Source organism: Sphingomonas sp., assembly GCF_036677245.1.
Lineage (GTDB): Bacteria > Pseudomonadota > Alphaproteobacteria > Sphingomonadales > Sphingomonadaceae > Allosphingosinicella.
Genome location: NZ_JAKFCG010000056.1, coordinates 18025 through 43606, shown reverse-complemented (window position 1 = coordinate 43606; position 25582 = coordinate 18025). Strand labels below are relative to the sequence as shown.

Annotated in this window: 26 protein-coding genes; 16 read left to right on the top strand and 10 right to left on the bottom strand. The window is 66.5% G+C overall.

Going from position 1 to position 25582, the window contains the following annotated elements:
- The first annotated feature begins 222 nt into the window (after positions 1-222).
- The 3 genes from V6M48_RS06580 to V6M48_RS06570 all read left to right on the top strand — a co-directional run bounded on the left by V6M48_RS06580 (position 223) and on the right by V6M48_RS06570 (position 2039).
- Positions 223-666 (top strand): hypothetical protein, encoded by a 444-nt coding sequence (locus V6M48_RS06580; protein ID WP_332811735.1) that lies wholly within the window; start codon positions 223-225, stop codon positions 664-666.
- Positions 667-896: 230 nt separating this feature from the next.
- Complete coding sequence (locus V6M48_RS06575) at positions 897-1646, top strand: sulfite exporter TauE/SafE family protein (RefSeq protein WP_332811734.1); 750 nt, start codon at positions 897-899, stop codon at positions 1644-1646.
- 147 nt (positions 1647-1793) lie between these two features.
- Positions 1794-2039, top strand: coding sequence for a hypothetical protein (locus V6M48_RS06570; protein ID WP_332811733.1), 246 nt, complete (start codon positions 1794-1796; stop codon positions 2037-2039).
- 77 nt (positions 2040-2116) lie between these two features.
- Here V6M48_RS06570 and V6M48_RS06565 read toward each other — a convergent pair whose 3' ends face one another.
- The 6 genes from V6M48_RS06565 to V6M48_RS06540 all read right to left on the bottom strand — a co-directional run bounded on the left by V6M48_RS06565 (position 2117) and on the right by V6M48_RS06540 (position 7657).
- A complete protein-coding gene (locus V6M48_RS06565) occupies positions 2117-2836 on the bottom strand; it encodes a sulfate/molybdate ABC transporter ATP-binding protein (protein ID WP_332811732.1) in 720 nt (239 codons plus the stop codon).
- Between the two features lie 3 nt (positions 2837-2839).
- Positions 2840-3682 carry a sulfate ABC transporter permease subunit CysW gene (cysW, locus tag V6M48_RS06560; protein WP_332811731.1) on the bottom strand — a complete coding sequence of 281 codons (843 nt, stop codon included), beginning with the start codon at positions 3680-3682 and terminating at the stop codon, positions 2840-2842.
- Positions 3679-4479 (bottom strand): sulfate ABC transporter permease subunit CysT, encoded by an 801-nt coding sequence (gene cysT, locus V6M48_RS06555; protein WP_332811730.1) that lies wholly within the window; start codon positions 4477-4479, stop codon positions 3679-3681. Before cysT ends, cysW begins: the two co-directional genes overlap by 4 nt.
- A 65-nt stretch (positions 4480-4544) precedes the next feature.
- Positions 4545-6029 (bottom strand): OprO/OprP family phosphate-selective porin, encoded by a 1485-nt coding sequence (locus V6M48_RS06550; protein WP_332811729.1) that lies wholly within the window; start codon positions 6027-6029, stop codon positions 4545-4547.
- Positions 6030-6115: 86 nt separating this feature from the next.
- Positions 6116-7129, bottom strand: coding sequence for a sulfate ABC transporter substrate-binding protein (locus tag V6M48_RS06545; protein ID WP_332811728.1), 1014 nt, complete (start codon positions 7127-7129; stop codon positions 6116-6118).
- Between the two features lie 69 nt (positions 7130-7198).
- The gene (locus tag V6M48_RS06540) at positions 7199-7657 is read right to left on the bottom strand and encodes an RrF2 family transcriptional regulator (RefSeq protein ID WP_332811727.1); all 459 of its coding nucleotides are present in this window, start codon (positions 7655-7657) and stop codon (positions 7199-7201) included.
- Positions 7658-8202: 545 nt separating this feature from the next.
- On the opposite strand from V6M48_RS06540, the gene trpD reads away from it, so the two are divergent.
- The 9 genes from trpD to V6M48_RS06495 all read left to right on the top strand — a co-directional run bounded on the left by trpD (position 8203) and on the right by V6M48_RS06495 (position 17941).
- Positions 8203-9258, top strand: a complete 1056-nt coding sequence (gene trpD, locus V6M48_RS06535; protein WP_332811726.1) for an anthranilate phosphoribosyltransferase — start codon at positions 8203-8205, stop codon at positions 9256-9258.
- Positions 9230-10696 carry a bifunctional indole-3-glycerol-phosphate synthase TrpC/phosphoribosylanthranilate isomerase TrpF gene (gene trpCF, locus V6M48_RS06530; protein ID WP_332811725.1) on the top strand — a complete coding sequence of 489 codons (1467 nt, stop codon included), beginning with the start codon at positions 9230-9232 and terminating at the stop codon, positions 10694-10696. Before trpD ends, trpCF begins: the two co-directional genes overlap by 29 nt.
- Positions 10690-11871 (top strand): tryptophan synthase subunit beta, encoded by a 1182-nt coding sequence (trpB, locus tag V6M48_RS06525; RefSeq protein ID WP_332811724.1) that lies wholly within the window; start codon positions 10690-10692, stop codon positions 11869-11871. Before trpCF ends, trpB begins: the two co-directional genes overlap by 7 nt.
- Entirely contained in the window at positions 11868-12692 is an 825-nt protein-coding gene (gene trpA, locus V6M48_RS06520) for a tryptophan synthase subunit alpha (RefSeq protein WP_332811723.1), read from the top strand. The genes trpB and trpA overlap by 4 nt, the downstream gene beginning before the upstream one ends.
- A gap of 103 nt (positions 12693-12795) precedes the next feature.
- Positions 12796-13770, top strand: coding sequence for a YihY/virulence factor BrkB family protein (locus tag V6M48_RS06515; RefSeq protein WP_332811722.1), 975 nt, complete (start codon positions 12796-12798; stop codon positions 13768-13770).
- A gap of 90 nt (positions 13771-13860) precedes the next feature.
- Entirely contained in the window at positions 13861-14055 is a 195-nt protein-coding gene (locus tag V6M48_RS06510; protein ID WP_332811721.1) for a hypothetical protein, read from the top strand.
- Positions 14052-14723, top strand: a complete 672-nt coding sequence (locus V6M48_RS06505; RefSeq protein ID WP_332811720.1) for an HAD family hydrolase — start codon at positions 14052-14054, stop codon at positions 14721-14723. Before V6M48_RS06510 ends, V6M48_RS06505 begins: the two co-directional genes overlap by 4 nt.
- An 87-nt stretch (positions 14724-14810) precedes the next feature.
- Positions 14811-15479, top strand: coding sequence for a phosphatase PAP2 family protein (locus tag V6M48_RS06500; RefSeq protein ID WP_332811719.1), 669 nt, complete (start codon positions 14811-14813; stop codon positions 15477-15479).
- Positions 15480-15646: 167 nt separating this feature from the next.
- Positions 15647-17941, top strand: coding sequence for a putative bifunctional diguanylate cyclase/phosphodiesterase (locus tag V6M48_RS06495; RefSeq protein ID WP_332811718.1), 2295 nt, complete (start codon positions 15647-15649; stop codon positions 17939-17941).
- A 101-nt stretch (positions 17942-18042) separates the two neighbouring features.
- Here the strand turns inward: V6M48_RS06495 and V6M48_RS06490 are convergent, their stop codons facing one another.
- The gene (locus V6M48_RS06490; RefSeq protein ID WP_443019055.1) at positions 18043-18393 is read right to left on the bottom strand and encodes an endonuclease domain-containing protein; all 351 of its coding nucleotides are present in this window, start codon (positions 18391-18393) and stop codon (positions 18043-18045) included.
- 497 nt (positions 18394-18890) lie between these two features.
- On the opposite strand from V6M48_RS06490, the gene V6M48_RS06485 reads away from it, so the two are divergent.
- Positions 18891-20807 carry a ribonucleoside-diphosphate reductase subunit alpha gene (locus V6M48_RS06485; protein WP_332811717.1) on the top strand — a complete coding sequence of 639 codons (1917 nt, stop codon included), beginning with the start codon at positions 18891-18893 and terminating at the stop codon, positions 20805-20807.
- 89 nt (positions 20808-20896) lie between these two features.
- Here the strand turns inward: V6M48_RS06485 and V6M48_RS06480 are convergent, their stop codons facing one another.
- On the bottom strand, positions 20897-21142 hold the full coding sequence (locus V6M48_RS06480) for a DUF2171 domain-containing protein (RefSeq protein ID WP_332811716.1): 246 nt from the start codon (positions 21140-21142) through the stop codon (positions 20897-20899).
- 98 nt (positions 21143-21240) lie between these two features.
- On the opposite strand from V6M48_RS06480, the gene V6M48_RS06475 reads away from it, so the two are divergent.
- Positions 21241-21483: a hypothetical protein gene (locus tag V6M48_RS06475; RefSeq protein WP_332811715.1), complete on the top strand. Its 243-nt coding sequence runs from the start codon at positions 21241-21243 to the stop codon at positions 21481-21483.
- Between the two features lie 83 nt (positions 21484-21566).
- A complete protein-coding gene (locus V6M48_RS06470) occupies positions 21567-22616 on the top strand; it encodes a ribonucleotide-diphosphate reductase subunit beta (RefSeq protein WP_332811714.1) in 1050 nt (349 codons plus the stop codon).
- Between the two features lie 63 nt (positions 22617-22679).
- Here V6M48_RS06470 and V6M48_RS06465 read toward each other — a convergent pair whose 3' ends face one another.
- Entirely contained in the window at positions 22680-23459 is a 780-nt protein-coding gene (locus V6M48_RS06465; RefSeq protein WP_332811713.1) for a VOC family protein, read from the bottom strand.
- 482 nt (positions 23460-23941) lie between these two features.
- Between V6M48_RS06465 and V6M48_RS06460 the strand changes: the two genes are divergently transcribed.
- Positions 23942-24421: a GAF domain-containing protein gene (locus V6M48_RS06460; protein ID WP_332811712.1), complete on the top strand. Its 480-nt coding sequence runs from the start codon at positions 23942-23944 to the stop codon at positions 24419-24421.
- A 512-nt stretch (positions 24422-24933) separates the two neighbouring features.
- On the opposite strand, the gene V6M48_RS06455 is transcribed toward V6M48_RS06460, so the two are convergent.
- Positions 24934-25443, bottom strand: a complete 510-nt coding sequence (locus V6M48_RS06455) for a hemerythrin domain-containing protein (protein WP_332811711.1) — start codon at positions 25441-25443, stop codon at positions 24934-24936.
- Positions 25444-25582 lie beyond the last annotated feature (139 nt).

Here is a 25582-nt window from a genome sequence, read left to right as displayed (position 1 = left end):
GCTGAGCGGGAAGGGGCGGGCGTTGCCGCTGAGCGGGAAAGCGCGGGATCGGCCGGTGCGCCGATCCCGCGCTTCAACCGACCGATTGTAAAGCATTTATTTGCGGCGGAGGCGCCTCGTTCGGGCTGCGTTCATATTGGCGGTGGAAAGTTCGGCAACGGCTGCCGCCTGTAAACCCGCGGCAGTCTTACCGGCCCGGCAGGCCAGCGTGGGGAGAGAGCGATGAAGTCATTCTTGATGAAAGCCGTGGGCACGCTCGCGATGAGCGGCGCGCTGATCGCGGCGGTGCCGGCCGAAGCGCGCTCAGGGGGGCATCGCGGCGGCTACAGCAATCATCGCGGCGGCCATGGCAGCTCGCACGGCTACCGCAATCATCGCGGCTATGGTGGTCACTGGAACCGCGGCTATCGCGGTCACCGGGGTTATCGCGGTTACGGTGGCTCTTATGGCTATCGCGGCGTGTACGGCTACCCCGGCTATTATCACTACGGCCATTATAATGACGACGCCGCGCTGGTGCTCGGCGCGGGCATCATCGGCGTCGCGCTCGGCGCTGCGATCGCCTCGGACCGGGACGATCGTTACTACGACGAGCGCTATGACGATCGGCGCTACGATGATCGGCGCTACGACGATCGCTATTACGACGACCGCTATCGCGACTGACCGGGCGGAAAATCTTCCCATTCTGCCGCGTGAGCGAGAGGCCTGACTCGGCTTCTCGCAGACCGGCATTAATCGCAATCGGGCCAGCTTCGGGTGCCGTGAGGAATCGCGGCAAATTTCCGGTGGCGTCGCGCTGCGCTTGCGGCCACTGAGGGGGCCGTCGATCCTCACGCCCAGGTGATCGTTTGCGCCATTGCCTTCGCTTCCCCTCAATGGACGGGGACAGCTAGATGCTCACCGACCCGTTGTTCTACGCGGTAGCCATTCCCGCGGTGATCCTGCTCGGGCTCTCCAAGGGCGGCTTCGTCGGCGTCGGCAACATCTCGATGCCGATGCTCGCGCTGGCGATCTCGCCGCTCGCGGCCGCCGCGATCCTGCTGCCGATCCTGATCGTGCAGGATGCGGTCGGCATCTGGGCGTTTCGGCGCGACTGGGACGGGACGGTGCTCAAGGTCATGATCCCCGGCGCAGCGGCCGGCATCTTCCTTGGCTATCTGTTCGCCGCGCAGGTCTCGGGCGACGTCGTGCTTGGCGCGGTCGGAATCCTCTCGATCCTGTTCGCGCTGCACCGCCTGTGGCTCGAGCGCGGCGGCCGGCTGGTCGCGGCTTCCAACTCGCCGGTCTGGGTCGGCGCGCTGTTCGGCGCCGCGGCAGGCTTCACCAGCCAGATAGCACACGCGGGCGGGCCGCCCTATCAGATGTGGGTGATGCCGCGCCGCCTGCCGCGCGACGTGCTGGTCGGGACCACCGCGCTCTTCTTCGGCGCGGTCAATTGGATCAAGGTGCCCGCCTATCTCGCGCTCGGGCAGTTCACCACACCCAACATGCTCGCGGCCGCATTGCTGATGCCGGTCGCGATCCTCTCCACCTTCGCCGGCGTGCGGCTGGTGAAATCGGTCTCGGCCGAGCGTTTCTACACGGCGATCTATATCCTGATGCTGCTGGTCGGCCTCAAGCTGACCTACGACGCCTTCTCTTAAGCGCCTTCGCGTGGCTTGACCTAGGATATCGTGCGCCGCGGGATGCCTTCCCGGCGGCGCCCGCGCAGAGGCTGGGCGGGGGCGAATTCGATTGCGCGCAAGCGCCAAAGCGCCCACGGTTCGGTTCTGCCGTAAAGGAACCGATCGATGACGAAGGCCGAGGAATATCAGACGAAGGCCGCCGAGGCGCTTGCTCAGCTCGCCGAAGCGACCACCGAGGCCGAGCGCAGCCGGTTGCGGCGCGCGCACAGCGTCTACGTCAAGCTTTCCACCCACGGCGCCGAAGCGGCCGCGCGCGCCGAGCGCCGCCCGCCGCCGCGGATCAAGCCCGAAAAGCCGACCGCAGCCAAGCCCGGCGCGCCGAGGAGCGGGGCTTCCGCCTTCAAGATCTGAGCCGCGCAGGGATTATGCAGTAAGCGCCGTCCCCGGGGCTAGCCGTATTGCGGCTGTGTCGCGTCCCGGCTGCGCGTTCAGTCGCTGATGAACGTGCGGACGAACGCGCTCTGCGGACGTTCCTGGATATCGGCGGGCGGCGCGAATTGCTCGATCACGCCGGCGTTGAGGATCGCGACCCTGTCGGACAAAGCGAACGCCTCGTCGCGGTCGTGGGTGACGAAGATCGAGGTCACCCCGATCCGGCGCTGGATGTCGCGCAACGCGCCGCGCAGCTCGCGCCGGACCTTGGCATCGAGCGCGCCGAACGGCTCGTCGAGCAGCAATATCTCGGGCTGTCGGGCGAGCGCGCGGGCGAGCGCGACACGCTGCCTTTGCCCGCCCGAAAGCTGCGCCGGATAGCGTGTGCCGAGCCCGGTCAGCTGGACCAGGTCGAGCAATTCCTCGACTCGCGCGTCGATATCCGCCTTGGACGGCCGGCTGCGACGGTTCATCACCTTGAGGCCGAACGCGATGTTCTTCGCCACCGTCATATGCCCGAACAGCGCATAATGCTGGAACACGAAGCCGATCCCGCGTTCGGACGCGGGCACGCGGCTGACGTCCTGCGAGCCGAAATAGACTTGGCCCTGATCGGCATAATCGAGCCCGGCGATGATCCGCAGCAATGTCGTCTTGCCTGACCCCGACGGGCCAAGCAGCGCGACGAACTCGCCGTCGAGGATCGACAGCGACACCGATCGCAGCGCCGGGTAGGCGCCGAATTCCTTCGACACGTTTTCAACAGTGATAGCCATGGATCAGTGCCCCATCGCGGCGATCGCATCGCGATGGCGCCATTCGAGAAAAGTCTTGAGAACCAGCGTGACGAGGGCGAGCATCGCGAGCAGCGAGGCGACGGCGAAGGCGGCAACGAAATTATATTCGTTGTAGAGCACCTCGACGTGCAGCGGCATCGTGTTGGTCTCGCCGCGGATGTGCCCGGACACGACCGACACCGCGCCGAATTCGCCCATCGCCCGCGCGTTGCAGAGCAGCACGCCGTAGAGCAGGCCCCAGCGTATGTTCGGCAAGGTCACGTTCCAGAAGGTCTGCCAGCCGCTCGCGCCGAGCGACAGCGCCGCCTCCTCGTCGGTGCGGCCTTGCGCGGTCATCAGCGGAATGAGCTCGCGGGCGACGAACGGGAAGGTCACGAACACCGTCGCCAGCAGGATGCCGGGAAGCGCGAAGATGATCTCGATATCGCGCTCCTGCAGCCAGGTGCCGAACCAGCCGTGCGCGCCGAAAAGCAGGACGTAGATCAGACCCGACACGACCGGCGAGACCGAGAACGGAAGGTCTATAAGGGTGATCAGCAGCTCCTTGCCGCGGAAATCATGCTTGGTGATCGCCCACGAGGCGGCGATGCCGAATGCGATGTTGAGCGGCACGGCGATCGCCGCGACCAGCAAGGTCAGCTTGATCGCGGCACGTGCATCGGGCTCCGCCACCGCCTCGAGCCATCCCGGCAAGCCAGCGCGGAACGCTTCGACGAACACCGCCACCAGCGGCAGCAGCAGGATCAGCAGAAGATAGGCGAGGGCGGCGAGAATCAGGAGCGTGCGGACAAGCGCCCCCTCCTGCAAGGGCGAACGGAACTTCATATTGCCACCCTCCGGCGCTGCCAGCCCTGCAGCACGTTGAGCAGCAGGAGCATGAAGAACGAGGCGATCAGCATCACCGCGGCGATCGCGGTGGCGCCCGCGTAATCATATTGCTCGAGCTGGGTGATGATCAGCAACGGCGCGATCTCGGTGCGGAACGGCATGTTGCCGGCGATGAAGATCACCGACCCATATTCGCCGATGCCGCGCGCGAATGCGAGGCTGAAGCCGGTCGCGAGCGCCGGCGCGATCGTTGGAAAGATCACCCTGGTGAAGGTCTGCAGACGAGTGGCGCCGAGCGTCGCCGCCGCCTCCTCGGACTCCTTGCCCATTTGCGCCAGCACAGGCTCGACCGTGCGGACGACGAACGGCAGGCCGATGAAGGTCAGGGCAATGACGATGCCGGGCAGATGATAGGCGATCGGCAGCCCCGCCGGGAGCAGCTTCCCGACCCACCCGGTGTCTGCGTAGAGCGCGGTGAGCGCAATGCCGGCGACCGCGGTCGGCAGCGCGAACGGCAGATCGACCAGGGCGTTCACCAGCCGCTTGAACGGGAAATCGTAGCGCACCAGTACCCAGGCGACGAGCAGGCCGAAGACGCTGTTGATCGCGCCGGCAATGAAGGCCGTGCCGAAGCTCACGCGATAGGCGGCGATCGCCCGCTCGGACGCCGCGGAAGCCCAGAAGCTTTCCCAGCCTTCGCCGGCGCTGCGGATGAACACGGCGCTCAGCGGGATCAGCACGATCACCGACAACCACAGCAGGGTCAGGCCCATAGACAGGCCAAAGCCCGGCATCGACGACCGGGCTTTGGACTTTCTCTTCCGATGCGGCGGGCTTGCAGAAGATGCGAGTGTCGCCATCAGAAGTCCAGGTGAAGACGAGTTGCCAATGCGTCCCCCTTCGTCTTGCTGCCGACCGGATCAAGCGGAGTGTTGTCGCCGCTGAAACGAACCCAGTTGAACAGCAGCTTGGCGTTGGCGGTCAAATACCAGTTGAGCCCAAGCGTCCAGCTCTGCGCCTTGTTCCCGGCGCGCGCAATCACGGGGGTGTCGGCAAGCGACAGATGGTCGTAGCGCAGCGCCAGTTCGAACGCGCCGAGCCCATCCTGGCCGAAGGTGGTGAACGGCTTCACGCGATCGAAATTGCCGTTCCTGAACGGCCGGGTCTCGCCGGTGATGAACCAGGTGACATAGGCGTAATAGCCGTCGAACGCCTCGTTCTGCAGCGACGGGCGATCGAGCCACAGGCGGCCATATTCGCCGGCGACGGTGAGTGGCCCAAACACGCCGGTGGCCTCGCCGCCAAGGTAGCGCAACGTGTCGACGCTGGTGATCACGCCCGAATCGGCGATATTGCCGTTGTCGATGCGGATGTTGGGGCGATCGCTGAGCCTCACCGCGTCTGGTGTGTCCCCGGATTTGAGCGAGGTGCGATAGAAGCCCGATGCGCCGAGGTGGACGATCTTGCCGGTGTCGAACACCGGCTCCCAGGTGACGCGGCCGTTGACGCCCCAGCTTTCGTCGGGCGTGTTGATAAGCGCGGTGGTGGTCGAGCGGCTGATGCTTTCATTGTCGCCGAACAGGCCCACGGTGGCGTTGAGCGTGTCGCTGACATAGCCGAGCGAGACGCCGATGCGCCGTTCGGCGCCGGCATTGCCGAACGCGTTGGTGAACATGCCGCGCTCGAGGAAGACGTTGTAATTGTCGCTGTTGTTCGATTCGAGGCCGAACGGCGCCTTGTGCTGGCCGGCGGTGACCAGGAAGCGCGGGCTCACCACATATTGGAGATAGGCGTCGGTGAGGCTGACCGCGTTGCCAGCGAAATCGACCTCGATGCGATAGTTGAACTTCTTGAGCGCCGTGCCCTCGAGGCCGATCCGGGCGCGGCGGAAGCCGGTGCCATTGTTATAGTCGTAGCCGCCGGCGCGCTCGAGGAATGCGGCATAATCGGCTTCGATCACGCCGCGAGGCTTGAAGGTGAAGTTGCCGGTCGGCTCGGCGAACGTCGGGCCCCAGCTGAATTGCACGTTCTTCGCGGCGCGGGTCTCGACAGTCTCGAGCCGGCTCTGGTTGAACTGGGCCTGCTGCTCGAGCTCGCCGTTGCGCTTCTCGAGCTGCGAGACCTTGGCTTCGAGCGCGGCGAGCCGGTCGAGCACCGGATCCCCGGTTGGCGCGGGCGCTGCTGCCGGCGCGGGAGCATCGTCCTCGACGAGCGTGTCGATCGTGCCGCCGACCGGCGCGTCGCCGGCATCGGTGCGATCGGAAGAGGCCTCGAGCGATTGGGCAAGCGCCGGCGCCGAGACGAGCGCGAGCAGGGAGACGCCCGCGGCGAGCAGGAGACGCATGTTATCTCTCCATTCGAATAAAAGCGGAGGTCCGGTCCGTGACCGGACCTCCAGGAGCGCTGGCTAGGGAGTCAGCGTGAGGGGATTCAGCGTTTTGCAGCTTCGAAGATCTGGTCGAACAGGCTGCCGTCGTTGAAATGGGTGGACTGCGCCTTCGCCCAGCCGCCGAAGTTTCCGATCGTCATCAGCCTGAGGTTCGGAAATCGGCTCTTGTACTTGGCCGCCACCTGCGGGTTGCGCGGACGGTAGTAATTGGCCGCGACAATCTCCTGCGCCTCCGGGGTGTAGAGATATTTGAGATACGCCTCGGCGACCTTGCGGGTGCCCTTCTTGTCGACGACCTTGTCGACCACCGCCACCGGCGGCTCGGCGAGGATCGAGAGCGGCGGCGCGACGATGTCGAACTTGCCGCGGCCGAGCTGGTTGACCGCGAGGAACGCCTCATTTTCCCACGCGATCAGCACGTCGCCCTGGCCGCGCTGGACGAAGGTCGTCGTCGAGCCGCGCGCGCCGCTGTCGAGCACCGGCACGTTGCGGAACAGGCGGACCATGAACTCGCGGGCCTTGGTCGTGTCACCGCCGAACTTGCGGACCGCATAGCCCCAGGCCGCGAGATAGTTCCACCGTGCGCCGCCGCTGGTTTTCGGATTGGGGGTGATCACCTTCACGTCCGGCCGGATGAGATCGTCCCAGTCGGTGATCTTCTTGGGATTGCCCTTGCGGACGAGGAACACGATCGTCGAATAATAAGGCGAGCTGTTGTTCGGCAGGCGCGCCTGCCAGTCCGGCGCGATCGATTTGCCGCGCGCCGCAATCTCGTCGATGTCGTAGGCGAGCGCCAGCGTGACGACGTCGGCCTGCAAGCCGTCGATCACCGAGCGCGCCTGCTTGCCGGAGCCGCCGTGACTTTGCCGGATGGTCACATTCTGCCCCGACTGCGCCTTCCAGCGCTGCGCGAAGCGTTCGTTGACGGCTCGGTAAAGCTCGCGGGTCGGATCGTAGGAGACGTTGAGCAATTGCGCCGGAGCGGGCGCGGCCGCCGGCAAAACGACGCTTGCGGACAGCAGCGCAGCAGCCACGAGCTTCTTTATACTGTTCATTGAGAGACCCTCCCGTTGAGTGACCGTGAAGCTAAACACTAGTACACTAGTAGGGAACAGGTATTTCACTCAACTCGTCGCTGAAACTGCACCGTTCGCCGTCTCACCCGCCTCCTCGAAACCCGCCGCAGCGGCCAGGCTGGTGCCTTCGAGAATCTGCGCGCTGGTGTCCCTGACGATCATCATCACCTTGCGAATCGCGCACGTCTCCTCGTCGTGGCAGTCGCCGCAACGCGCGTAGAAATTGACGCTGGCGCAGGGGACGAGCGCGATCGGCCCCTCGAGCGTGCGGATCACCTCGCCGAACGAAATATCCTCGGGACGGCGCGCAAGCCGATAGCCGCCGGCCGGGCCGCGCACGCTGGTGACGATACCGGCTTTCTTGAGCTCGAGCATGATCAGCTCGAGGTACTTGCGCGGCACCTGCTGGGTCTCGGCGATCGATCCGATCTGCACCGGTGCGCCCTTGCCCCGCTCGACGAGATACAGAAGCGCGCGCAGCGCATAACGGGTTTTTTGGGAGATCATTTCGTTCCTGTCATCTTCCGCGGCGGCTGCACCGCTGCGTCCGCGCGCCACTCGCACGCCGACAATCGCCAATCCTCTATTCCTTCGCTTGGGTATAACGTGGGCGCGCGGACATCGGCAAGCAAGCGGTGGATCGACCCTTACGGGCGATGAACGCCGAAACGATTTGCGGGGCGCATCGTTATTGGTTCAGCTGAAGAAGCTCATTCCCCTTGATGGGCGTCCCGGACGAACGGCCGGGGCGCCCTTTTTTCCGACTTTTGCCTTCGATGCCGGCACGTCGCTGTGAGCGGCCACGCTTGACCTTTTGCCCGCCGGGCGCAATGAGGCTGGCATGATCGCAACCGGTCCCACTCCATTTGGCTTTGGCCTTTCCCGCACCGCGTGCGGGCGCGTGCCCGCCTGCCGATCGCGGCGCTGGCGGTGGTGCGCGGACATTGACGGCGTGCCCTGCTGAGCTGACCCGCTCCCGCGAAAGCGAGGAGCGAACTCCCGGAAGGCCCGCCCACCGAGCGGGCCTTTTTTTGGTTGCGAGACATTCGATCATGAACCCCACCACTGACAGCGAAGCTGAAGAAAAAGCGCCCCCGGCGGTCGAGGAGGCGATCGATCGTCTCTGCGCCGGCGAGGACCTCGACGTCGATCAGGCGGAGGCGCTGTTCGCCGCGATCGTCGACGGCACGCTCGAGGAGATGCAGCTCGCCGGCTTTCTGGTGGCGCTCAAGGCGAAGGGCGAATCGGCAGCCGAGCTGATCGGCGCTGCGCGGGCGTTGCGCGCCGCCGCCGAGCCGTTTCCACGCCCGGACATATTGTTCGCCGATACCTGTGGAACCGGAGGCGACCGCTCCGGGACGATCAACGTCTCGACCGCGGCCGCGTTCGTCGCCGCTGCCTGCGGCCTGCCGGTGGTCAAGCACGGCAACCGCTCGTTCACCTCGCGCTGCGGATCGGCCGACGTGCTCGAACGGCTCGGCGCGCGGATCGACTTGCCCCCGGCCGAAGCGCGGCGCGTGCTCGACGCGTCGGGCGTGTGCTTCCTGTTCGCGCCGCAATACCACCCCGGCATGCGCCATGCAGGGCCGGTGCGGCGCGCGCTTCGCGTGCGGACGATCTTCAACATGCTCGGCCCGTGCCTCAATCCCTCGGCGCCGCCGGTGCAGCTCGTCGGTGTCGCCGACCCAACCCTGATCGAGCCGATCGCCCGGACCTTGCAGAATCTCGGCTGCGGCCGCGCGCTGGTCGTGCACGGCGCCGGGCTCGACGAGATCGCGCTTCATGCCGAGACCGCGGCGATGCGCGTCCAGGACGGCAAGGTCGAGGCGATCACGATCACGCCCGAGCAGGCGGGGCTGCGGCGCGCTGCGATCGAGCCGCTGACCGGCGGAGACCCGGAGGAGAATGCGCGGCGCCTTCAGGCCGTGCTTGCCGGCCGCGGCAGCGAGACCGAGCGCGGCATGGTCGCGATCAACACCGGCGCGCTGCTGATGACGGCGGGGCTTGCCGACGATCTGCGCGCAGGCACCGAGGCGGCGCTGGCCGCGCTTGGCGATGGGCGCGCGTTGGCCCGGCTCGATGCTTTCGTGGCCGCCAGCCGTGGTTGAGCCGGGCGGAGTCCTCGGCGAGATCGTCGCGCGCAAGCGCAAGGACGTCGCCGAGCGGCTCGAAGGGCAGAGCCTCGAGTGGCTGCGTGCGCGTGCCGAACCGACCGAGCGCAGCCTGGCGGCGGCGCTCGCGCGGCCGGGCGCGCGCTTCATCATGGAGATGAAGCGGACCTCGCCGTCGCGCGGCGCCTCGGCGGGGCATGAGCCGGACGTGGTCGCGCGCGCCTATGCCGACGTCGCCGATGCGGTCAGCGTGCTCACCGACACGCCCTATTTCCGCGGCTCGTTCGCCGATCTGCGCGCGGTGCGCGCGACGTTCGACGGGCCGATATTGTGCAAGGACTTCACCGTCGACGTCCGCCAGATACCCGAGGCGCGCACGCAAGGCGCCGATGCGGTGCTGGTGATGCTGTCGGTGCTCGGCGACGAGCAGGCGGCCGCCTGCCTCGCCGAGGCAGAGCGCTTCGCGATGGGCGCGATCGTCGAGGTGCACGACGAGGCGGAGCTCGCACGCGCGCTGGCGCTTGGCGCCAAGATCATCGGCATCAACAACCGCGATCTGAAGAGCCTCGAAACCGATCTCGCGGTCACCGAGCGGCTCGCGCCATTGGTGCCGCCTGGCCCGCTCGTGATTGCCGAATCGGGCATCAGGAGCCGGGCCGACGTCGAGCGGCTGGCGCCTTTCGCCGACGCCTTCCTGGTCGGATCGTCACTGATGGCCGAGGACGATATCGCCGGCGCCGCCCGCCGGCTCGCTTTTGGCAGGGTCAAGGTCTGCGGCCTGACCTCGCCGGCCGATCTCGAGCAGGCGCGGGCCGCGGGCGCGAGCCTCGGAGGCATGATTTTCGCCCCCGACAGCCCGCGTGCGGTTTCCGACGCTGTCGCAGGCGCGATCGCGGCGCGCGCCGGCGAGCAGGCTTTCCCGCTGGTCGGCGTGTTCCGCGACGCATCGGTCGACGACATCGCCGCTGCCGCAGTGCGGTTCGGCCTGGTTGCGGTCCAGCTCCACGGCGCGCGCAACGAGAGCGAGATCGAGGCGCTGCGCCAGAGCCTGCCGGACGGATGCGAGATCTGGACCGCGGTCGGCGTTTCGCAGCGCGGCGATACGGCGGCCGGCGCGCCGGGCGATCGGCCGCTGTTCGATACGTCGGTCGGCGGACGCTCCGGCGGCACCGGGCAAAGCTTCGACTGGGGCGCGGTGAGCGGGCGACCCGATCTCGCCGAGGGGCTGCTCGCCGGCGGGCTCGGCCCGGACAATGTCGACGCCGCCACGCAGCTCGGCGCGTGGGGGCTCGACGTCAATTCGGGCGTCGAGGATTCGCCCGGGGTCAAATCGGCCGAGAAGCTCGCCGCATTGTTCGAAGCGCTGCGGCTGCCGGTCCGCGACGAAAGGCGGGCCGGGGATGAAGTACGGCGCCGGGGAGAAAGAGGATGTTGAGCCGCGGCCGTTTCGGCGATTTCGGCGGTGCCTATGTGCCCGAGATCTTGATGCCGGCGCTCGAGCAGCTCGAGGCGGCGTTCGTCGCCGCCGGATCCGACGAGGAATTCAACACCGAGCTCAACGAGCTGCTCACCAAATATGCCGGCCGGCCGACGCCGCTCACCTTGTGCCGCAACCTCTCCAAGCCTCCGGTGCGGATTTATCTCAAGCGCGAGGATCTGCTCCACGGCGGGGCGCACAAGACCAACCAGGTGCTCGGCCAGGGCTTGCTCGCCAGGAAGATGGGCAAGACGCGGCTGATCGCCGAGACCGGTGCCGGCCAGCATGGCGTCGCGACCGCGATCGTCGGCGCATTGCTCGGCTTCGAGACGCGCATCTACATGGGTGCCCATGACGTCGAGCGGCAAAAGCTCAACGTCTTCCGGATGCGCCTAATGGGCGCCGAGGTCACGCCGGTGACGAGCGGCGGCCAGACCCTCAAGGACGCCGTCAACGAGGCGCTGCGCGACTGGGCCGGAAGCTTCGCGACCACCCATTATCTGCTCGGTACCGCGGCTGGCCCGCATCCTTTCCCGACGATGGTCCGCGATTTCCAGCGGGTGATCGGCCGCGAGGCGCGCGCCCAGATCATCGAGGAGACCGGCGCGCTCCCCGACGCGGTGATCGCCTGCGTCGGCGGCGGCTCGAATGCGATTGGCGCGTTTGCCGACTTCGTCGAGGACAAGGATGTGCGGCTGATCGGAGTCGAGGCGGCGGGCAAGGGGCTCGACGGCCACGAGCATGGCGCGAGCCTGCTGCGCGGGCGCCCCGGCATCATCCACGGCGCGTCGACCTATCTGCTGCAGGACGACGATGGGCAGATCACCGACACCTGGTCGGTCTCGGCCGGGCTCGATTATCCCGGCGTCGGTCCCGAACATGCATGGCTGAAGGACAGCGGCCGTGCCGATTATGTCGGCGCGACCGACACCGCCGCGCTCGAGGCGTTCACCGCGCTCGCCCGCTCGGAGGGCATCATCCCGGCGTTCGAAAGCGCGCATGCGCTGGCGCACGCGCTGGTGATGGCGCGCGAGGCCGAAGCGGAAGGGCGCGCACTGACGTTGATCGTCAACCTGTCGGGGCGCGGCGACAAGGACATGGAGCAGGCCAGCCGCATGATGAATCTCGCGTGACCGGCGGACCGGTGGCGACTCGCTACGATGCGATGTTCGAGCGGCTGCGCGCGCGCGGCGAAGGCGCGTTCGGCGCCTTCCTGATGCTCGGCGATCCCGATCTGGAGACCAGTGCGAGGCTGCTGCGCGCCGCGGCCGAGGCCGGTGCCGACATGCTCGAGGTCGGCATTCCCTTTTCCGATCCTGTCGCCGACGGGCCGGTGATCCAGGCCGCCGCCGAGCGTGCGCTCGCGGCAGGTGTCACCCCGGCCGATTGCTTCGCATTGATCGGCGAGTTCCGCGCGGCCTTTCCCGACGTCCCGGTCGGCATCCTCACCTACGCCAACATCGTCGTCGCGCGCGGCGAAGGCGCCTTTTACGGTGCGTCGGCCCAAGTCGGGCTCGACAGCCTGCTGATCGCCGACGTGCCGGTGTTCGAGGCGGAGCCATTCGTCGCCGCGGCGCGCGCGGGCAAGGTCGCGCCGGTGCTGATCGCGGCGCCGAACACGCCCGAGAGCGTGCTCGAAAAGCTCGCCAACTTGGGGGCTGGCTATACTTATTGCGTCGCGCGCGCCGGCGTGACTGGCGCCGACGAAAGCCTCGCCCTCGACCACCGCGGCCTGTTCGGGACGTTGCAGCGGCTCGGCGCGCCGCCGCCGATCCTCGGCTTCGGCATCTCCAAGCCCGAGCATGTCCGTTCGGCCCTCGCAGCCGGCGCCGCGGGAGTGATCTCCGGCTCGGCGATCGTCAGCCGCATCGCCGCCAATCTCGGCGACCCCGCCGCCGCCGAGCGCGAGATGGTGGGCTTCATCCGCGAGATGAAGGCGGCGACTCTCCGTTAACGGCCCTGCCGCGGTCGCCCACCGGCACGCGACAGGATCCTGCGAGCGGCAGAAATAATTCTTTAGCCTCAGGATCTCCCGCGTCCCGGTTCGTTATCGCGTGATGGCGCGATCGGATGAAAAGGCGAGCGATGATCGTCGGGGGCGCGATGCCGAGAGCCCCACCGAGATACCGCTGCGCGGCTGGCGCGACATTGCGATCAGGGCCTGGCGCGAGGCGGCCAGCGACAATATCGAAATGATCGCGGCGGGTGTCGCTTTCTACGCTTTTCTGGCGCTGGTGCCGATGCTCGGGGCGCTGGTGCTGACTTATGGCCTCGTCGCCGATCCCGCCAGCGTCACCGCCCATGCGCGTGCGGCCTTCTCGCTGCTTCCTCCCGATGCCGCGCGCCTCGTGGCCGATCAATTGCTCCAGCTGAGCGCGCAATCGGCCGGCAAGACCGGTCTTGGACTGCTGTTCTCGCTGGCGATCGCCCTCTATGGCGCGATGCGCGGCGCTAGCGCGATCCTGGTCGCGCTCAACATCGCCTATGACGAGGTGGACGAGCGCGGCTTTCTCGCGAGGACAATGCTCGCGCTCGCGATCACCGTCGGGACAATAGCAATCGCAATCGTCGCGTTCGCGGCGATCGGCTCGCTCGCCCTGCTCGACAGCCTTTATCCGACCGCCCCCGCGGCGATCCTGCTGATCGTCCGCCTGCTGTTCTGGGCAGCGGCGGCGGCGGTGGCGAGCGCCGGCATCGCGATCCTCTACCGCTGCGGGCCCGATCGCTACTCGGCGAAATGGCGTTGGCTGACCCCGGGATCGATCATCGCGACCGCGGCGTGGATCGCGATGACCTTCGGCTTCGGCCTCTACAGCGCCAATGTCGCCCATTATGACGCGACCTACGGCGCCCTCGGCGCGGTCGTCGGGCTGCTGATGTGGCTTTACCTTTCCGCTTACATTCTGTTGTTCGGCGCCGAGCTCAACGGCGAGATCGAGCGCCAGACCGAGGAGGACACGACCAAGGGGCCGGCGCGGCCAATGGGCAGGCGCGAAGCCTTTGTCGCCGACACCGTTGGCGAAGTTCCGTGAGGCGGATGGCCGCGGTCATGCCGATAATCGACGGAGGAACGCGCCCGGCGGCCGGCCGTTGCAGCCGATGACGGCGATGAGAGGTGCGGGATGGACGAGCCCAGGGAGCCCAGGCGACCCGGCGGCGGATCGGCGCTGCTGATGCTGTTCCTGCTGCTGGTCGTGGTCGGCCTGCTCGTCGCCTGGGCGATGATGCGCAACCCTTCCGACACGCCGAGCCCGAGCGCGACCGCCGCGCCGGCGACGCTCCCGCCCGCGCAGCCGAGCGCGCCGACCGGCCGATGATCCGCGCGTTCCTGTTCGACGTCGACGGCACCCTGGTCGACAGCAACGATCTTCATGCCGCCGCATGGCGCGAGGCCTTTCTTCATTTCGGAATCGACATCCCGTTCGAACGGGTGCGCGGCCAGATCGGCAAGGGCGGCGACAATCTGATTCCGGCCTTGCTCCCGCCCGAGCTGGTCGAGCGCCGCCAGAGGGAGATCGAGGCGTATCGCTCGGCCTTGTTCCAGCGCGACTATCTCCCGCTGGTCCGGCCGTTTGCGGGCGTGCGGCCGTTGTTCGAGCATATCAAAGCGGCGGGTGCGCGGATCGTGCTCGCGACGTCGGCGAAGAAGCCCGAGCTCGATCACCATATCGACCTGCTTGGCGTCGCAGATCTGATCGCGGCGGCGACCTCGAAGGACGATGTCGCACATTCCAAGCCCGACCCGGACATCTTCGCCGCCGCGCTCGCCAAGGTCGCACCGCTCGGCGCCGCCGATGCGAGGGTGGTCGGCGACACGCCGTACGACGCCGAAGCCGCCGGCAAGCTCGGCATCGCCGCGATCGGCTTCCGCTCCGGCGGCTTTGCCGATGAGCAGTTGCGGGCGGCGGGCGTGCGCTGCCTGTTCGACGGGCCCGAGGACATGCGCCGGCGCTTCGACGAATTGGAGGAGGTGTGCGGAGCCTAGAGGGTTGCGGCGTGAGGCGAAGCATCCGGAGCCTGTGGTCATCGGCAAGACCCCGCAACTTCCCGGAGCGACACCCGTTCTCCTGCCATGACCGATAAAAAGAACGGGCCGCGCAAGGTCCCCGCTGCCGCCAAGAACGCCACCGCCCTCGAACAAGCCGATACGACCGTGACCAAGGCGGTCGCGCCGTATCAGGAAAGCTGGCCGGTGCGCGCGCTCTCGGCGATCGGCAAGTTGGGCGACCAGCCGCCGATGCTCGCCATCTCGTCGGCGGTGCTCGGCGCCGGCCTGGTCCGCGGCGACCGGCGGATGCTTCGGGCGGGGGCGCGGATGATCGCCGCGCACGTCATCGCCACCGCCACCAAGAATTACATCAAGCACCGCGTCGACCGCACCCGCCCGCACGTGCTGGTCGAGGAGGGACGCTACAAGATGGAGCCGGGGCACAACCAGGCGAAGGAGGAGACCAGCTTTCCCTCCGGCCACACCGCCGGCGCGGTGGCGGTCGCGCGCGCGTTCGCCCGCGATTATCCCGAGCATCGCCGCGCCGCTTATGCGGCCGCCGGGGTGATCGCGCTCGCCCAGATCCCGCGCTGCGCCCATTATCCCTCTGACGTTGCGGCCGGGACGGCGGTGGGGCTCGCCGCCGAAGGCCTGGTGCAGCTCGCGACGGGGCGGGCGGAATCCGGCGAAAACAGCCACTTTCCGAGCGACGAGCGCGCCGCATCGCAGGCCGTGCCCGAGCCCGGGCTTTAACCGACCTGACAGCGTCGCGCCGACGAGCATCCGGCGAGCCGCGATGCTTAATCGACGCGCTTTTAACCAACCATCAAGTCTCTTTGGCTAGGAGAGCTTGCCTGCCAGATCAGTATTGGACGTCGATGTATCACGCCCCTGTTTCCGTGAATGCTCCTCCCGAAGGCGTGGCGATCGAAACTCGTGAGGACGAGGCCGGTCACGAGGTCGGCAACAAGGAATTGCGTGACGAGCATCTGCGCAATGCGCAAGCCGAGGCGCGCGCCTTGTTCGCACCCTATCTCGCGGTCGCCGGCATCGCGACGACCTTGCTGGTCGCCTGGGCCTTGTTCGACCGCACCAATCCCGCCCTGCTCGGTGGCTGGGTGTTGGTCGTCGGCGGTTCCAATTATTTGGGCTGGCGTCGCGCGGTCAACGCCGCTTTCCAGGCGCACCGCACGCCCGAACCTTATTCGCGCCTGCGCGCCATCGGCGAGGCGATCCTGCTTGCCGGCCTGTGGGCCTCGCTGCCGACCTACGCCTTCGCCACCCAGGCCAACGACGTCCAGATCGTGATTGGCGGCGCGATGGCGGCGATGATCATCGCCGGCATCGCGCTCGCGGCGGTGCCGGCCGCCGCAATTGCCTGGATCGTGACGATCACCGGCGCTTTGTGCGCCGGCTACATGGCCGGGACCAGCGCGCTCGAGCCCAAGCTCGGCTTCACCATCATCGCCGTCGCGAGCGTCGCGATCGCCGGCGTCAACGGCGTTAGCCGCTGGATCTATGCCCAGCTGCGGTCGATGTCGACCGTCCGCTCGCACGCCGAATCGGTGCGGCTGCTGCTCAAGGAATATGAGCATCGCGGCGTCGGGTGGCTGTGGCAGGTCGATTCGGAGAATCGGGTCGTCTATATTTCGTCGCGAATGACCGCCCTGCTCGGCCGCTCGACGAGCCAGCTGATCGGCCATTCGCTCCCCGCCTCGCTCGGCGGCAACTCGGTGCTCGGCAGGACATTGCTCGAGCGCCAGCCGTTCGCCAATCTCGAGATGGAGCTGCGCACCCGCCGCGGCACGCGCTGGATCAGCCTGGCCGGCGATCCGATCATCGACATGTCCGGCCAATTCCAGGGCTTCCGCGGCGTCGGTTCGGACGTCACCGAGGTGAGGAAGACGCAGGAGCGCCTGACCAATCTCGCCAACATGGACGTGCTCTCGGGCCTGCCCAACCGCGGCAGGGTCCGCCAATTGCTCGGCGAGGCGCTGTCGAACGCGCAATCGTCGAATGTCCCCTGCGCGATCATGTTTCTCGATCTCGACGGCTTCAAGCCGGTCAACGACACGTTCGGCCATCCCAAGGGCGACGCCGTGCTCAAGAGCGTCGCGCAACGGCTGGTCAAGGAGGTCGGCGACACCGGCCATGTCGGCCGGATGGGCGGCGACGAGTTCGCGATCGTCATCCGCGACGGCCAGAGCCGCAAGTCGATCGAGGATCTCGCGCGGCGGCTGATCGCCTCGGTCGCCGAGCCCTATCTGATCGACAAGATCGAGATCCGCATCGGCGTCTCGATCGGCTGCGCGTTCGGGCCGATCGACGGCCAGAGCGTCGATGATCTGATCCAGAAGGCCGATCTCGCGCTCTACGAGGCCAAGGCGCAGGGCCGCGGCACCTGCTGCTATTTCAGCGCCGACATGCAAAGCGAGGCCGAGGACCGGCTGCGGCTCGAGCAGGATCTGCGCCACGCGATGATGCTGAAGCAGTTCCGGCTCGACTATCAGCCGCTGATCAACGCCCAGGACCAGAGCCTGATGGGCTTCGAGGCGCTGATCCGCTGGCATCATCCCACCCGCGGCATCGTTTCGCCGCTCGATTTCATCCCGCTCGCCGAAGAGACCGGGCTGATCATGCATTTGGGCGAATGGGTGATCGAGGAGGCCTGCCGCGCGGTCGCGAGCTGGCCGGAGCCGATCAGCGTCGCGCTCAACGTCTCCGCGCGCCAGCTCGTCTATCCGGCGCTGCCCAATGCGGTCAGCGAAGCGCTGTCGCGCCACAAGGTCCAGGCCAACCGGCTCGAGCTCGAGGTGACCGAAAGCGTGTTCCTCGGCGAATCGGACGGCGCGCTCGATGTCCTCAAGCGGCTGCGCGCGCTCGGCGTCGGCATCGCGCTCGACGATTTTGGCACCGGCTATTCGTCGCTCGGCTATCTCAACAAGGCGGTGTTCCACAAATTGAAGATCGACGGCAGCTTCGTGCGCGAGGCGGCTCACAGCCGCGAGACGGTCGCGATCATCCAGTCGATCGTCAGCCTCGCCAAGAGCTTCCGCATGACCGTCACCGCCGAAGGCGTCGAGACCGCCGACGATTTCACCCGCATGCGCGATCTCGGCTGCCACCAGATCCAGGGCTATCTGTTCGGCCGCCCAATGAGCTACGAACGCGCCAGCGAGCTGGTCACCGGCACGCTGGCCAAGCTCAGCGCCTGAGGCTTCTTGAGCTGAATCAGCCGGATTAGTTCGAAGTACGCCCCTCCACCGCTTCGCGGTCCCCCTCCCCACGAAATCGTGGGGAGGAAGGAAGGTCCCTCCTATTCCTCCCCTGCTTTTGCAGGGGAGGGGAACCGCGTAGGGGTGGAGGGGCGTCTTGCTTCACATTCCGAGAGGATGAGCCGGCCGACGGCATCCAGATCGTTCTGAACGTCAGCCGCTGGGAACCGTAGTGCCTTGACGTGGCGGGCGGCGAGCCATCGGTCGCGCACCTCGTCACGTGCGGGGTTCTGGCCCATGTCATGGGCGATGCGGTCGACCTCGATCGCGAGGCCGGTCGAGGCGCAGTAGAAGTCGAGGATATAGGGGCCGAGCGGGTGCTGGCGGCGGAATTTGAAGCCCTCCGGGCGCTGGCGAAGCAGGTTCCAGAGGGTGATCTCCGGTGCCGTCATTGTGCGGCGCAGGCGGCGGGCTTGGGCGAAGGTGACGAACTAACGGGCATCGTCGGTCAGTAGCAGATAGTTGGCAGGAAGAGCGCCCCTCCACCGCTACGCGGTCCCCCTCCCCACGAAATCGTGGGGAGGAAAGAAGGCGACCTCCACCGGTCGGAACTTCCTCCCCAGGAAATCCCGCGAAGGAACGAACGGGCCGCTCCGCGCGTCGACTCCACACCCGCGGAAAACCGCCAATGCGACGAATGGAGTGGTCAAGACGGCATTTACGGTCTTGCATCCCCACGCAGTTCGGGCACAATTGGTTGTGGCGATGCGATGGGGGCAACGCTAGGCGTTGTGGATAGGGGGGTTAATCCCCATGTTCCATAAGTCAAGGCGGTCGTCCTGTGGATATCGGGGACAAGGCCGCAAAAGCGAGCCCGCAGACTTGGACCGCACGCCCGCTGGGGCTATGGGTGCTTCATGCGAACGGAACAAGAACAGGGGATGAAGCGATGGACCTTTCTGGCAGCAGCGAAACGGGATCAGGCCCAGGATCGGGTGACGTGAGCATCGGCACGATCAGCGCTGCGAAGAGCCCGGCGAAGGCCGGCAAGCGCGATTCCAAGTCGGTCACGCCGCTTCCCTATCCGGTCGAGGTCGATCACAGCCGCGACGACTTGCTGACCGACTTCGGCCGCGAGACGCTCAAGGACCGCTATCTGCTGCCGGGCGAATCGTACCAGGATCTGTTCGTCCGAGTCGCGTCGGCTTATGCCGACGATGCCGCGCATGCGCAGCGCATCTACGATTACATCTCGAAATTGTGGTTCATGCCGGCGACGCCGGTGCTGTCGAACGGCGGCACCGGCAGGGGCCTGCCGATCTCCTGCTATCTCAACAGCGTCGACGACAGCCTCGAAGGCATCGTCAACACCTGGAACGAGAACGTCTGGCTGGCCTCGCGCGGCGGCGGCATCGGCACTTATTGGGGCAATGTCCGCGGCATCGGCGAGGCGGTCGGGCTCAACGGCAAGACCAGCGGCATCATCCCGTTCGTGCGCGTGATGGACAGCCTCACCCTGGCGATCAGCCAGGGCTCGCTGCGCCGCGGCTCGGCGGCCTGCTATCTCGACGTCTCGCACCCCGAGATCGAGGAGTTCCTCGAGATCCGCAAGCCTTCGGGCGACTTCAACCGCAAGGCGCTGAACCTCCACCACGGCGTGCTCGTCACCGATGCGTTCATGGAAGCGGTGCGCACCGGCGACGAATGGGTGCTGCGTTCGCCCAAGGACGGCTCGGCGCGGGCGACGGTCGATGCGCGCAGCCTGTTCCAGAAATTGGTCGAGACCCGGCTCGCGACCGGCGAGCCCTATATCGTGTTCATCGACGCGGTGAACCGCAACATGCCTAAGTTCCAGCGCGACGTCGGCTTGAAGGTCTCGACCTCGAACCTGTGCTCGGAGATCACGCTTCCGACCGGCCGCGACCAGAATGGCCAGGACCGCACCGCGGTCTGCTGCCTGTCGTCACTGAACCTCGAGACCTGGGACCAGTGGCACGGCGAGAAGATGTTCGTCGAGGACGTGATGCGCTTCCTCGACAACGTGCTGACCGACTATATCGACCGCGCGCCCGACGAGATGGCGCGCGCCAAATATTCGGCGACCCGCGAGCGCTCCGTCGGCCTCGGCGTGATGGGCTTCCACAGCTTCCTCCAGGCGCGCAACATCCCGTTCGAAGGGGCGATGGCCAAGAGCTGGAACCTCAAGGTCTTCAAGCACATCTCGGCGCAGGTCAACGAAGCCTCGATGATGCTCGCGCACGAGCGCGGGCCGTGCCCCGACGCCGCCGACCAGGGGGTGATGGAGCGTTTCTCGTGCAAGATGGCGATCGCGCCGACCGCGTCGATCAGCATCATCTGCGGCGGCACTTCGGCGTGCATCGAGCCGATCCCGGGCAACGTCTATACACACAAGACGCTGTCGGGCAGCTTCTCGATCCGCAATCCCTATCTCGAGAAACTGCTGGTCGAGAAATCGAAGAACAGCGATGCGGTGTGGAACTCGATCCTCGAGCAGGGCGGATCGGTCCAGCATCTCGATTTCCTGAGCCAGGACGAGAAGGACACGTTCAAGACCAGCTTCGAGATCGACCAGCGCTGGCTGCTCGAGCTCGCCGCCGACCGTACGCCCTATATCGATCAGGCGACGTCACTGAACCTGTTCATCCCGGCGGACGTCGACAAATGGGATCTGCTGATGCTCCACTATCGCGCCTGGGAGCTCGGTATCAAATCGCTCTACTATCTGCGCTCCAAGTCGGTGCAGCGCGCGGGCTTCGCCGGCGGCGTCGAGGCCGACAACACGCCTGATCTCAAGGAGATCAAGCTCGAGACCACCGATTACGACGAGTGTTTGGCTTGCCAGTGATTTGGCCAATGACCCTGGCGCCGCCCACCGTGGCGTGCCCGCAGCAGGGCGCCGCTCCCACGGGAGCAGCGCCTACGCTTGCGAGCGGGTCAGGCTTCCTCTTCGAAGATCTCGACGGCGACGTCGGCATTGGCGGAGAGGCGGACCTGATCGCCTTCGACCGTGGCGACGAGGCCGAGCGGGATGGCGTGATGGTGCCCTTCGTGGCTGCCCTGGCCGGAATCGGCCTTGATCAGCTTGATGCGGTCGCCCTGGACCTTGTCGACGGTGCCGACATGCGCGCCGTCGGCGCCGATGACTTCCATATGCTCGCGAATCTGGCTCGTATCGGCCATGGTGATGCTCCTTCTGCACTGTTTCGTTACGGCCAACGCACGAGCGCCCGGAGCGATGCATCGGCAGCGGCGGCGAGCCTTGGCAGCGGGTCGAATGCATGAGCGTGATGCTCGACAGCCTGCTCGGCGCCGCGACCGGCCTCGCGCTGGCCGCGGCCGCGCCGCGGCTCGGCTTTAGGGCCGCGCCGGGGGCGGCGGCAGGGCAGGGTCAGGGGCAGGGGCAGGGGCAGGCCGCGATGCTGGCGCGGCGCGCGTACGACCGCCGCACGCTCGCGCTGGTGATCGCCGCATCGGGCGCGCTCGCCGCGCTCGCCCATGTCGCGGAGAATGCGCTGCGCTGATCGGGCGCTGATCGGGCGGGGCCCGGTTCTGGATTTATGGCCGCCCGTGCGGCAGACTGATTAGTGAGTGAAGGAACGGAACGATGTCACTTCTCGAGGCCCGCAAGCAGTACAAGCCGTTCGAATATCCCTGGGCGTTCGAATATTGGAAGCGGCAGCAGCAGATCCACTGGATGCCCGAGGAGGTGCCGCTCGGCGAGGATTGCCGCGATTGGGCGCAGAAGCTGACCGAGCATGAGCGCAATCTGCTGACGCAGATCTTCCGCTTCTTCACCCAGGCCGACGTCGAGGTGCAGGATTGCTACCACGACAAATATGCGCGCGTGTTCAAGCCGACCGAGATCAAGATGATGCTGACCGCTTTCTCCAACATGGAGACGGTGCACATCGCCGCCTACAGCCATCTGCTCGACACGATCGGCATGCCCGAGAGCGAGTACAGCATGTTCCTTCAGTATAAGGAGATGAAGGACAAGCACGACTATCTCGCGACGTTCGGCGTCGACACCGACGAGGACATCGCCAAGACCCTGGCGATGTTCGGCGGCTTCACCGAGGGGCTGCAATTGTTCGCGAGCTTCGCGATGCTGATGAACTTCCCGCGCTTCAACAAGATGAAGGGCATGGGCCAGATCGTGTCATGGTCGGTGCGCGACGAAAGCCTCCACTGCGACGGCATCATTCGCCTGTTCCACGCCTTCGTGAAGGAACGCGACTGCCTGACCAAGACGGTCAAGGAGGAGATCCTCGACGTCTGCCAGCGCACGGTGCGGCTCGAGGACGCGTTCATCGATCTCGCGTTCGAGATGGGGCCGGTGCCCGGCATGACACCAAAGGAGATCAAGAAGTACATCCGCTACATCGCCGACTGGCGGCTGGGGCAATTGGGCTTCTCGCCGATCTACATGATCGAGGATCACCCGCTGCCGTGGCTCGCGCCGCTGCTGAACGGCGTCGAGCACGCCAATTTCTTCGAAACCCGCGCGACCGAATATTCGAAGGCGGCGACCCGCGGGAATTGGAACGAGGTCTGGGACAATTTCGACCGCCGCAAGCAGGCCAAGGCGAACGACGTCGCCGAGGAGCCGGCGGGGGATGATATGTTCACGCGGGCTGGCGTGGCGGCGGAGTAAGCAGCTGGGATTGATGCGTTAGATTAGGAGCGCAGTTGAATTTCTGCGCTCCGCCAGGTGCATCTATTCGGCCCGCGGTCCCACCAATCCGAACCCCGCGCCCTGCGGATCGCTGGCGACGATGATGAACCCGCCGCCCGGTATCTCCGCCGGACCGTGCATGATCGCGCCGCCATTGTCGTTGATCGCGGCGGCGGCGGCGTCGATATCGGGGACGCCGAAGTAGAAGGTCCAGCTCGGCGGTGGGCCGGCGGGCGGGCGGGTCATGATCGCGCCGATCGTGCGGCCGTCATGCTCGATAAACTGATAGTCGCCCATCTCGCCCATCGGCATCGAATCCCCCTTGGTCCAGCCGAACTGCGCGCCGTAGAAATCGAGCGCGGCCTGCTGGTCGAGCGTCGCCAGCTCGTTCCAGTGGCAATGGCCGGGCAGAGCCTGATCGAACGCGGCGCTCGCCTGCCCGCCGGCGCCGCGCATCACGTAGAATGGCGCGCCGAGCGGGTCGGTGACCATCGCGATGCGGCCGACGTGCTCGACGTCCATCGCTGCCATCTGCACGCTTCCCCCAGCGGCGGCGATCGCGTCGACCGCCGAGTCGACGTCATCGACGCCGATATAGCCGAGCCAGGCGGGCCGCATCCCCGCTTCGGCGGCAACCGCGGGCAGCGCCGCGTGGCCAGCAACTGCGCCGCCGTCGCTGGCGAGGAAGTAGCGGTAATCGAAGCCGGGCTGCCCGCAGCCCTGCGCGCTCCATCCGACGACGGCACGGTAAAAGGCCGCTGCGGCGTCGGGGTCGGTGGTCAGCAGCTCATACCAGATGAAGCGGCCATGGGGGCTATGCATCGCTTCCTCCTGTCATCGAACGCGCGTCCGGAAGCTCGGAACGCGGTCACGCAAATCATGGCATTTTGGCCGGATCGCCGGAGTATAAGCGGTCCCCGGGCACAGTCGCCGCATTGGGGTAGCCGTCCACAAGCTCCTGATGCACCGGTATAGCCGCCGGATCGCGGATGCCCAGCGCGAATCCCGGCGACACGCCCTTGCGCCGCGCCGAGTGCCATTTCTGCCACGCCGACGATCGGACCAGCGCCGCGCTCGAAGCCATAGCCGACGATGTGAGGCAGTTTCGTGACCCGTTTCGGGCAGCGTTCGCGCCTGGGAGTTCAGCCTTGCGTGACGCGGAGATTTGCACCGGACTGGCCATGAGAGCAGCCGCGATAGTTGCTCGCTCGAATGAACGCCGCGATGTACAGGCGGAAGGCGCTCGGGACAGGCGCGGGCGCGCATGCCGAGCTGACGCCGCGGCGGGATCGGAGGGAAATCTCTTGAAAGATGCTTTCGCGGCAGAGGTCGCAGCGCAGGGCAAGGATCCCGAGATCGTCGCCATCCTCGAGGAAGTCTGCCGGATCACCCGAATGGGCTTTGCCGCGGTCGCGCGCGTCACGGAAGAGAGGTGGATCGCCTGCCAGGTCGTCGACAAGATCGAGTTCGGGCTCGATCCCGGCGACGAGCTCGAGATCAAGAAGACGATCTGCGACGACATCCGCAAATCGGGCCATCCGATCATCATCGACCATATCGGCGCCGACCCGGACTGGCGGACGCACCCGGTGCCAATGCTCTACGGCTTCGAAAGCTATGCCTCGCTGCCGATCGTGCTCGACGACGGCAGATTCTACGGCACCATGTGCGCGATCGATCCCGAGCCCAGGGAGATCAACGCACCCGAGCTGATCGCCTTGCTCAAGCGCTATGCCGCGCAGGTGGCGGGGATCATCTCCGCCACGGTTGGGGCGGCGAGCTAGGGGTACGCAAGGGAGAGGGCTTTTGCGGGGTTGGGCTGGCCCGGTGCGCCGCATCGGCGGGATAAACCCTCCTTATTCTTGATGGGGGAGGTTAGGTGGGGGTGCTGCTCGTGCAGCGCCGTGTCGATCATCGCCAGAACGCCGTCCGGCGAGCATCGGTGCAATTGCGGCGCAGACTGCGCGCGCTGACGGCTTCGGCGGGACGAACGCTTTTCACTTGGTCGTCTTACGCCGCGCGTCACCCTCACCCAACCCTCTCCCATCGAAGGGGGAGGGCTTTTGCGGCAGCGGGCCGGCACGCTCGCGTGGGATACACCTCCTTATTCCTCCCCCTTGACGGGGGAGGCTAGGTGGGGGGGCTGCTCGCGGGTAGAGACCGGGTACATTCCCCACAGAACGGACCGGGTAGATGTCCCACAGTTTATGGTCGTCGGAGGGAGGATTCCTTCGATGCCATTGTGCGGTTGCCTTGTTCTATGGGTGTCGGCCGCCTCCGGCCGGCCCGGCTCGCTTCAGACTTCGACCTCGTTCAGCGTCGTCGTCTCGGGCATCGGCAGGCCTTCCTTCTTGTAGGTCGCCATCAGCTCCCGCTTGCGGGCGGCAAGCTGCTCGCCGAGCGCGTCCATGTCGAGGCCGGCCCTGCGCGCCTGGGAGAACATGCCCTTGAGCATCTGCTCTTCCTCCTTGACGTGGTGCTCGATCTGCTCCTGGAGCACCTTGACCTTGGCGTCATAATATTCGTCGTCGGGCCCGCCGGCCTCGATCTCGGCCATCAGCACCTTGGCGCCGTCATGCTCGACATAGGCTTCCTTGATGAGGTCTTCCTCGACCTTGCCCTCGCACGCGGGGTAGAAAATCTCTTCCTCGATCGCGGTGTGGACGGTGAGCTCGGTGCAGATCTGAAGCGCGATCTTGCGCTTCGCACCGTCGCCCTTCGCGCTTTCGAACTTCTCGAACAATTCCTCGACCTTGCGATGATCCGCCTTGAGAAGCGCGATCGCATCCTGCTTTGCTTCAGCCATTTTAAGTCTCCCGATTCAGTGGCTTCAACCAAGGCCTGCGCGCGTTCGTTCCGCGGGACCCGCTTGGCGGCTGGCGAGGCGAGATGCCGCGCGACGCGGTCGCTTGCTGTCGGAGGCGAGGAAGGCCGCGATCGACGCG

Coding starts and splice junctions, on each gene's coding strand:
- V6M48_RS06580 (WP_332811735.1), top strand. CDS start 223: ATGAAGTCATTCTTGATGAAAGCCGTGGGCACGCTCGCGATGAGCGGC.
- V6M48_RS06575 (WP_332811734.1), top strand. CDS start 897: ATGCTCACCGACCCGTTGTTCTACGCGGTAGCCATTCCCGCGGTGATC.
- V6M48_RS06570 (WP_332811733.1), top strand. CDS start 1,794: ATGACGAAGGCCGAGGAATATCAGACGAAGGCCGCCGAGGCGCTTGCT.
- V6M48_RS06565 (WP_332811732.1), bottom strand. CDS start 2,836: ATGGCTATCACTGTTGAAAACGTGTCGAAGGAATTCGGCGCCTACCCG.
- cysW (WP_332811731.1), bottom strand. CDS start 3,682: ATGAAGTTCCGTTCGCCCTTGCAGGAGGGGGCGCTTGTCCGCACGCTC.
- cysT (WP_332811730.1), bottom strand. CDS start 4,479: ATGCCGGGCTTTGGCCTGTCTATGGGCCTGACCCTGCTGTGGTTGTCG.
- V6M48_RS06550 (WP_332811729.1), bottom strand. CDS start 6,029: ATGCGTCTCCTGCTCGCCGCGGGCGTCTCCCTGCTCGCGCTCGTCTCG.
- V6M48_RS06545 (WP_332811728.1), bottom strand. CDS start 7,129: ATGAACAGTATAAAGAAGCTCGTGGCTGCTGCGCTGCTGTCCGCAAGC.
- V6M48_RS06540 (WP_332811727.1), bottom strand. CDS start 7,657: ATGATCTCCCAAAAAACCCGTTATGCGCTGCGCGCGCTTCTGTATCTC.
- trpD (WP_332811726.1), top strand. CDS start 8,203: ATGAACCCCACCACTGACAGCGAAGCTGAAGAAAAAGCGCCCCCGGCG.
- trpCF (WP_332811725.1), top strand. CDS start 9,230: ATGCTTTCGTGGCCGCCAGCCGTGGTTGAGCCGGGCGGAGTCCTCGGC.
- trpB (WP_332811724.1), top strand. CDS start 10,690: ATGTTGAGCCGCGGCCGTTTCGGCGATTTCGGCGGTGCCTATGTGCCC.
- V6M48_RS06515 (WP_332811722.1), top strand. CDS start 12,796: ATGGCGCGATCGGATGAAAAGGCGAGCGATGATCGTCGGGGGCGCGAT.
- V6M48_RS06510 (WP_332811721.1), top strand. CDS start 13,861: ATGGACGAGCCCAGGGAGCCCAGGCGACCCGGCGGCGGATCGGCGCTG.
- V6M48_RS06505 (WP_332811720.1), top strand. CDS start 14,052: ATGATCCGCGCGTTCCTGTTCGACGTCGACGGCACCCTGGTCGACAGC.
- V6M48_RS06500 (WP_332811719.1), top strand. CDS start 14,811: ATGACCGATAAAAAGAACGGGCCGCGCAAGGTCCCCGCTGCCGCCAAG.
- V6M48_RS06490 (WP_443019055.1), bottom strand. CDS start 18,393: ATGACGGCACCGGAGATCACCCTCTGGAACCTGCTTCGCCAGCGCCCG.
- V6M48_RS06485 (WP_332811717.1), top strand. CDS start 18,891: ATGGACCTTTCTGGCAGCAGCGAAACGGGATCAGGCCCAGGATCGGGT.
- V6M48_RS06480 (WP_332811716.1), bottom strand. CDS start 21,142: ATGGCCGATACGAGCCAGATTCGCGAGCATATGGAAGTCATCGGCGCC.
- V6M48_RS06475 (WP_332811715.1), top strand. CDS start 21,241: ATGAGCGTGATGCTCGACAGCCTGCTCGGCGCCGCGACCGGCCTCGCG.
- V6M48_RS06470 (WP_332811714.1), top strand. CDS start 21,567: ATGTCACTTCTCGAGGCCCGCAAGCAGTACAAGCCGTTCGAATATCCC.
- V6M48_RS06465 (WP_332811713.1), bottom strand. CDS start 23,459: ATGCATAGCCCCCATGGCCGCTTCATCTGGTATGAGCTGCTGACCACC.
- V6M48_RS06455 (WP_332811711.1), bottom strand. CDS start 25,443: ATGGCTGAAGCAAAGCAGGATGCGATCGCGCTTCTCAAGGCGGATCAT.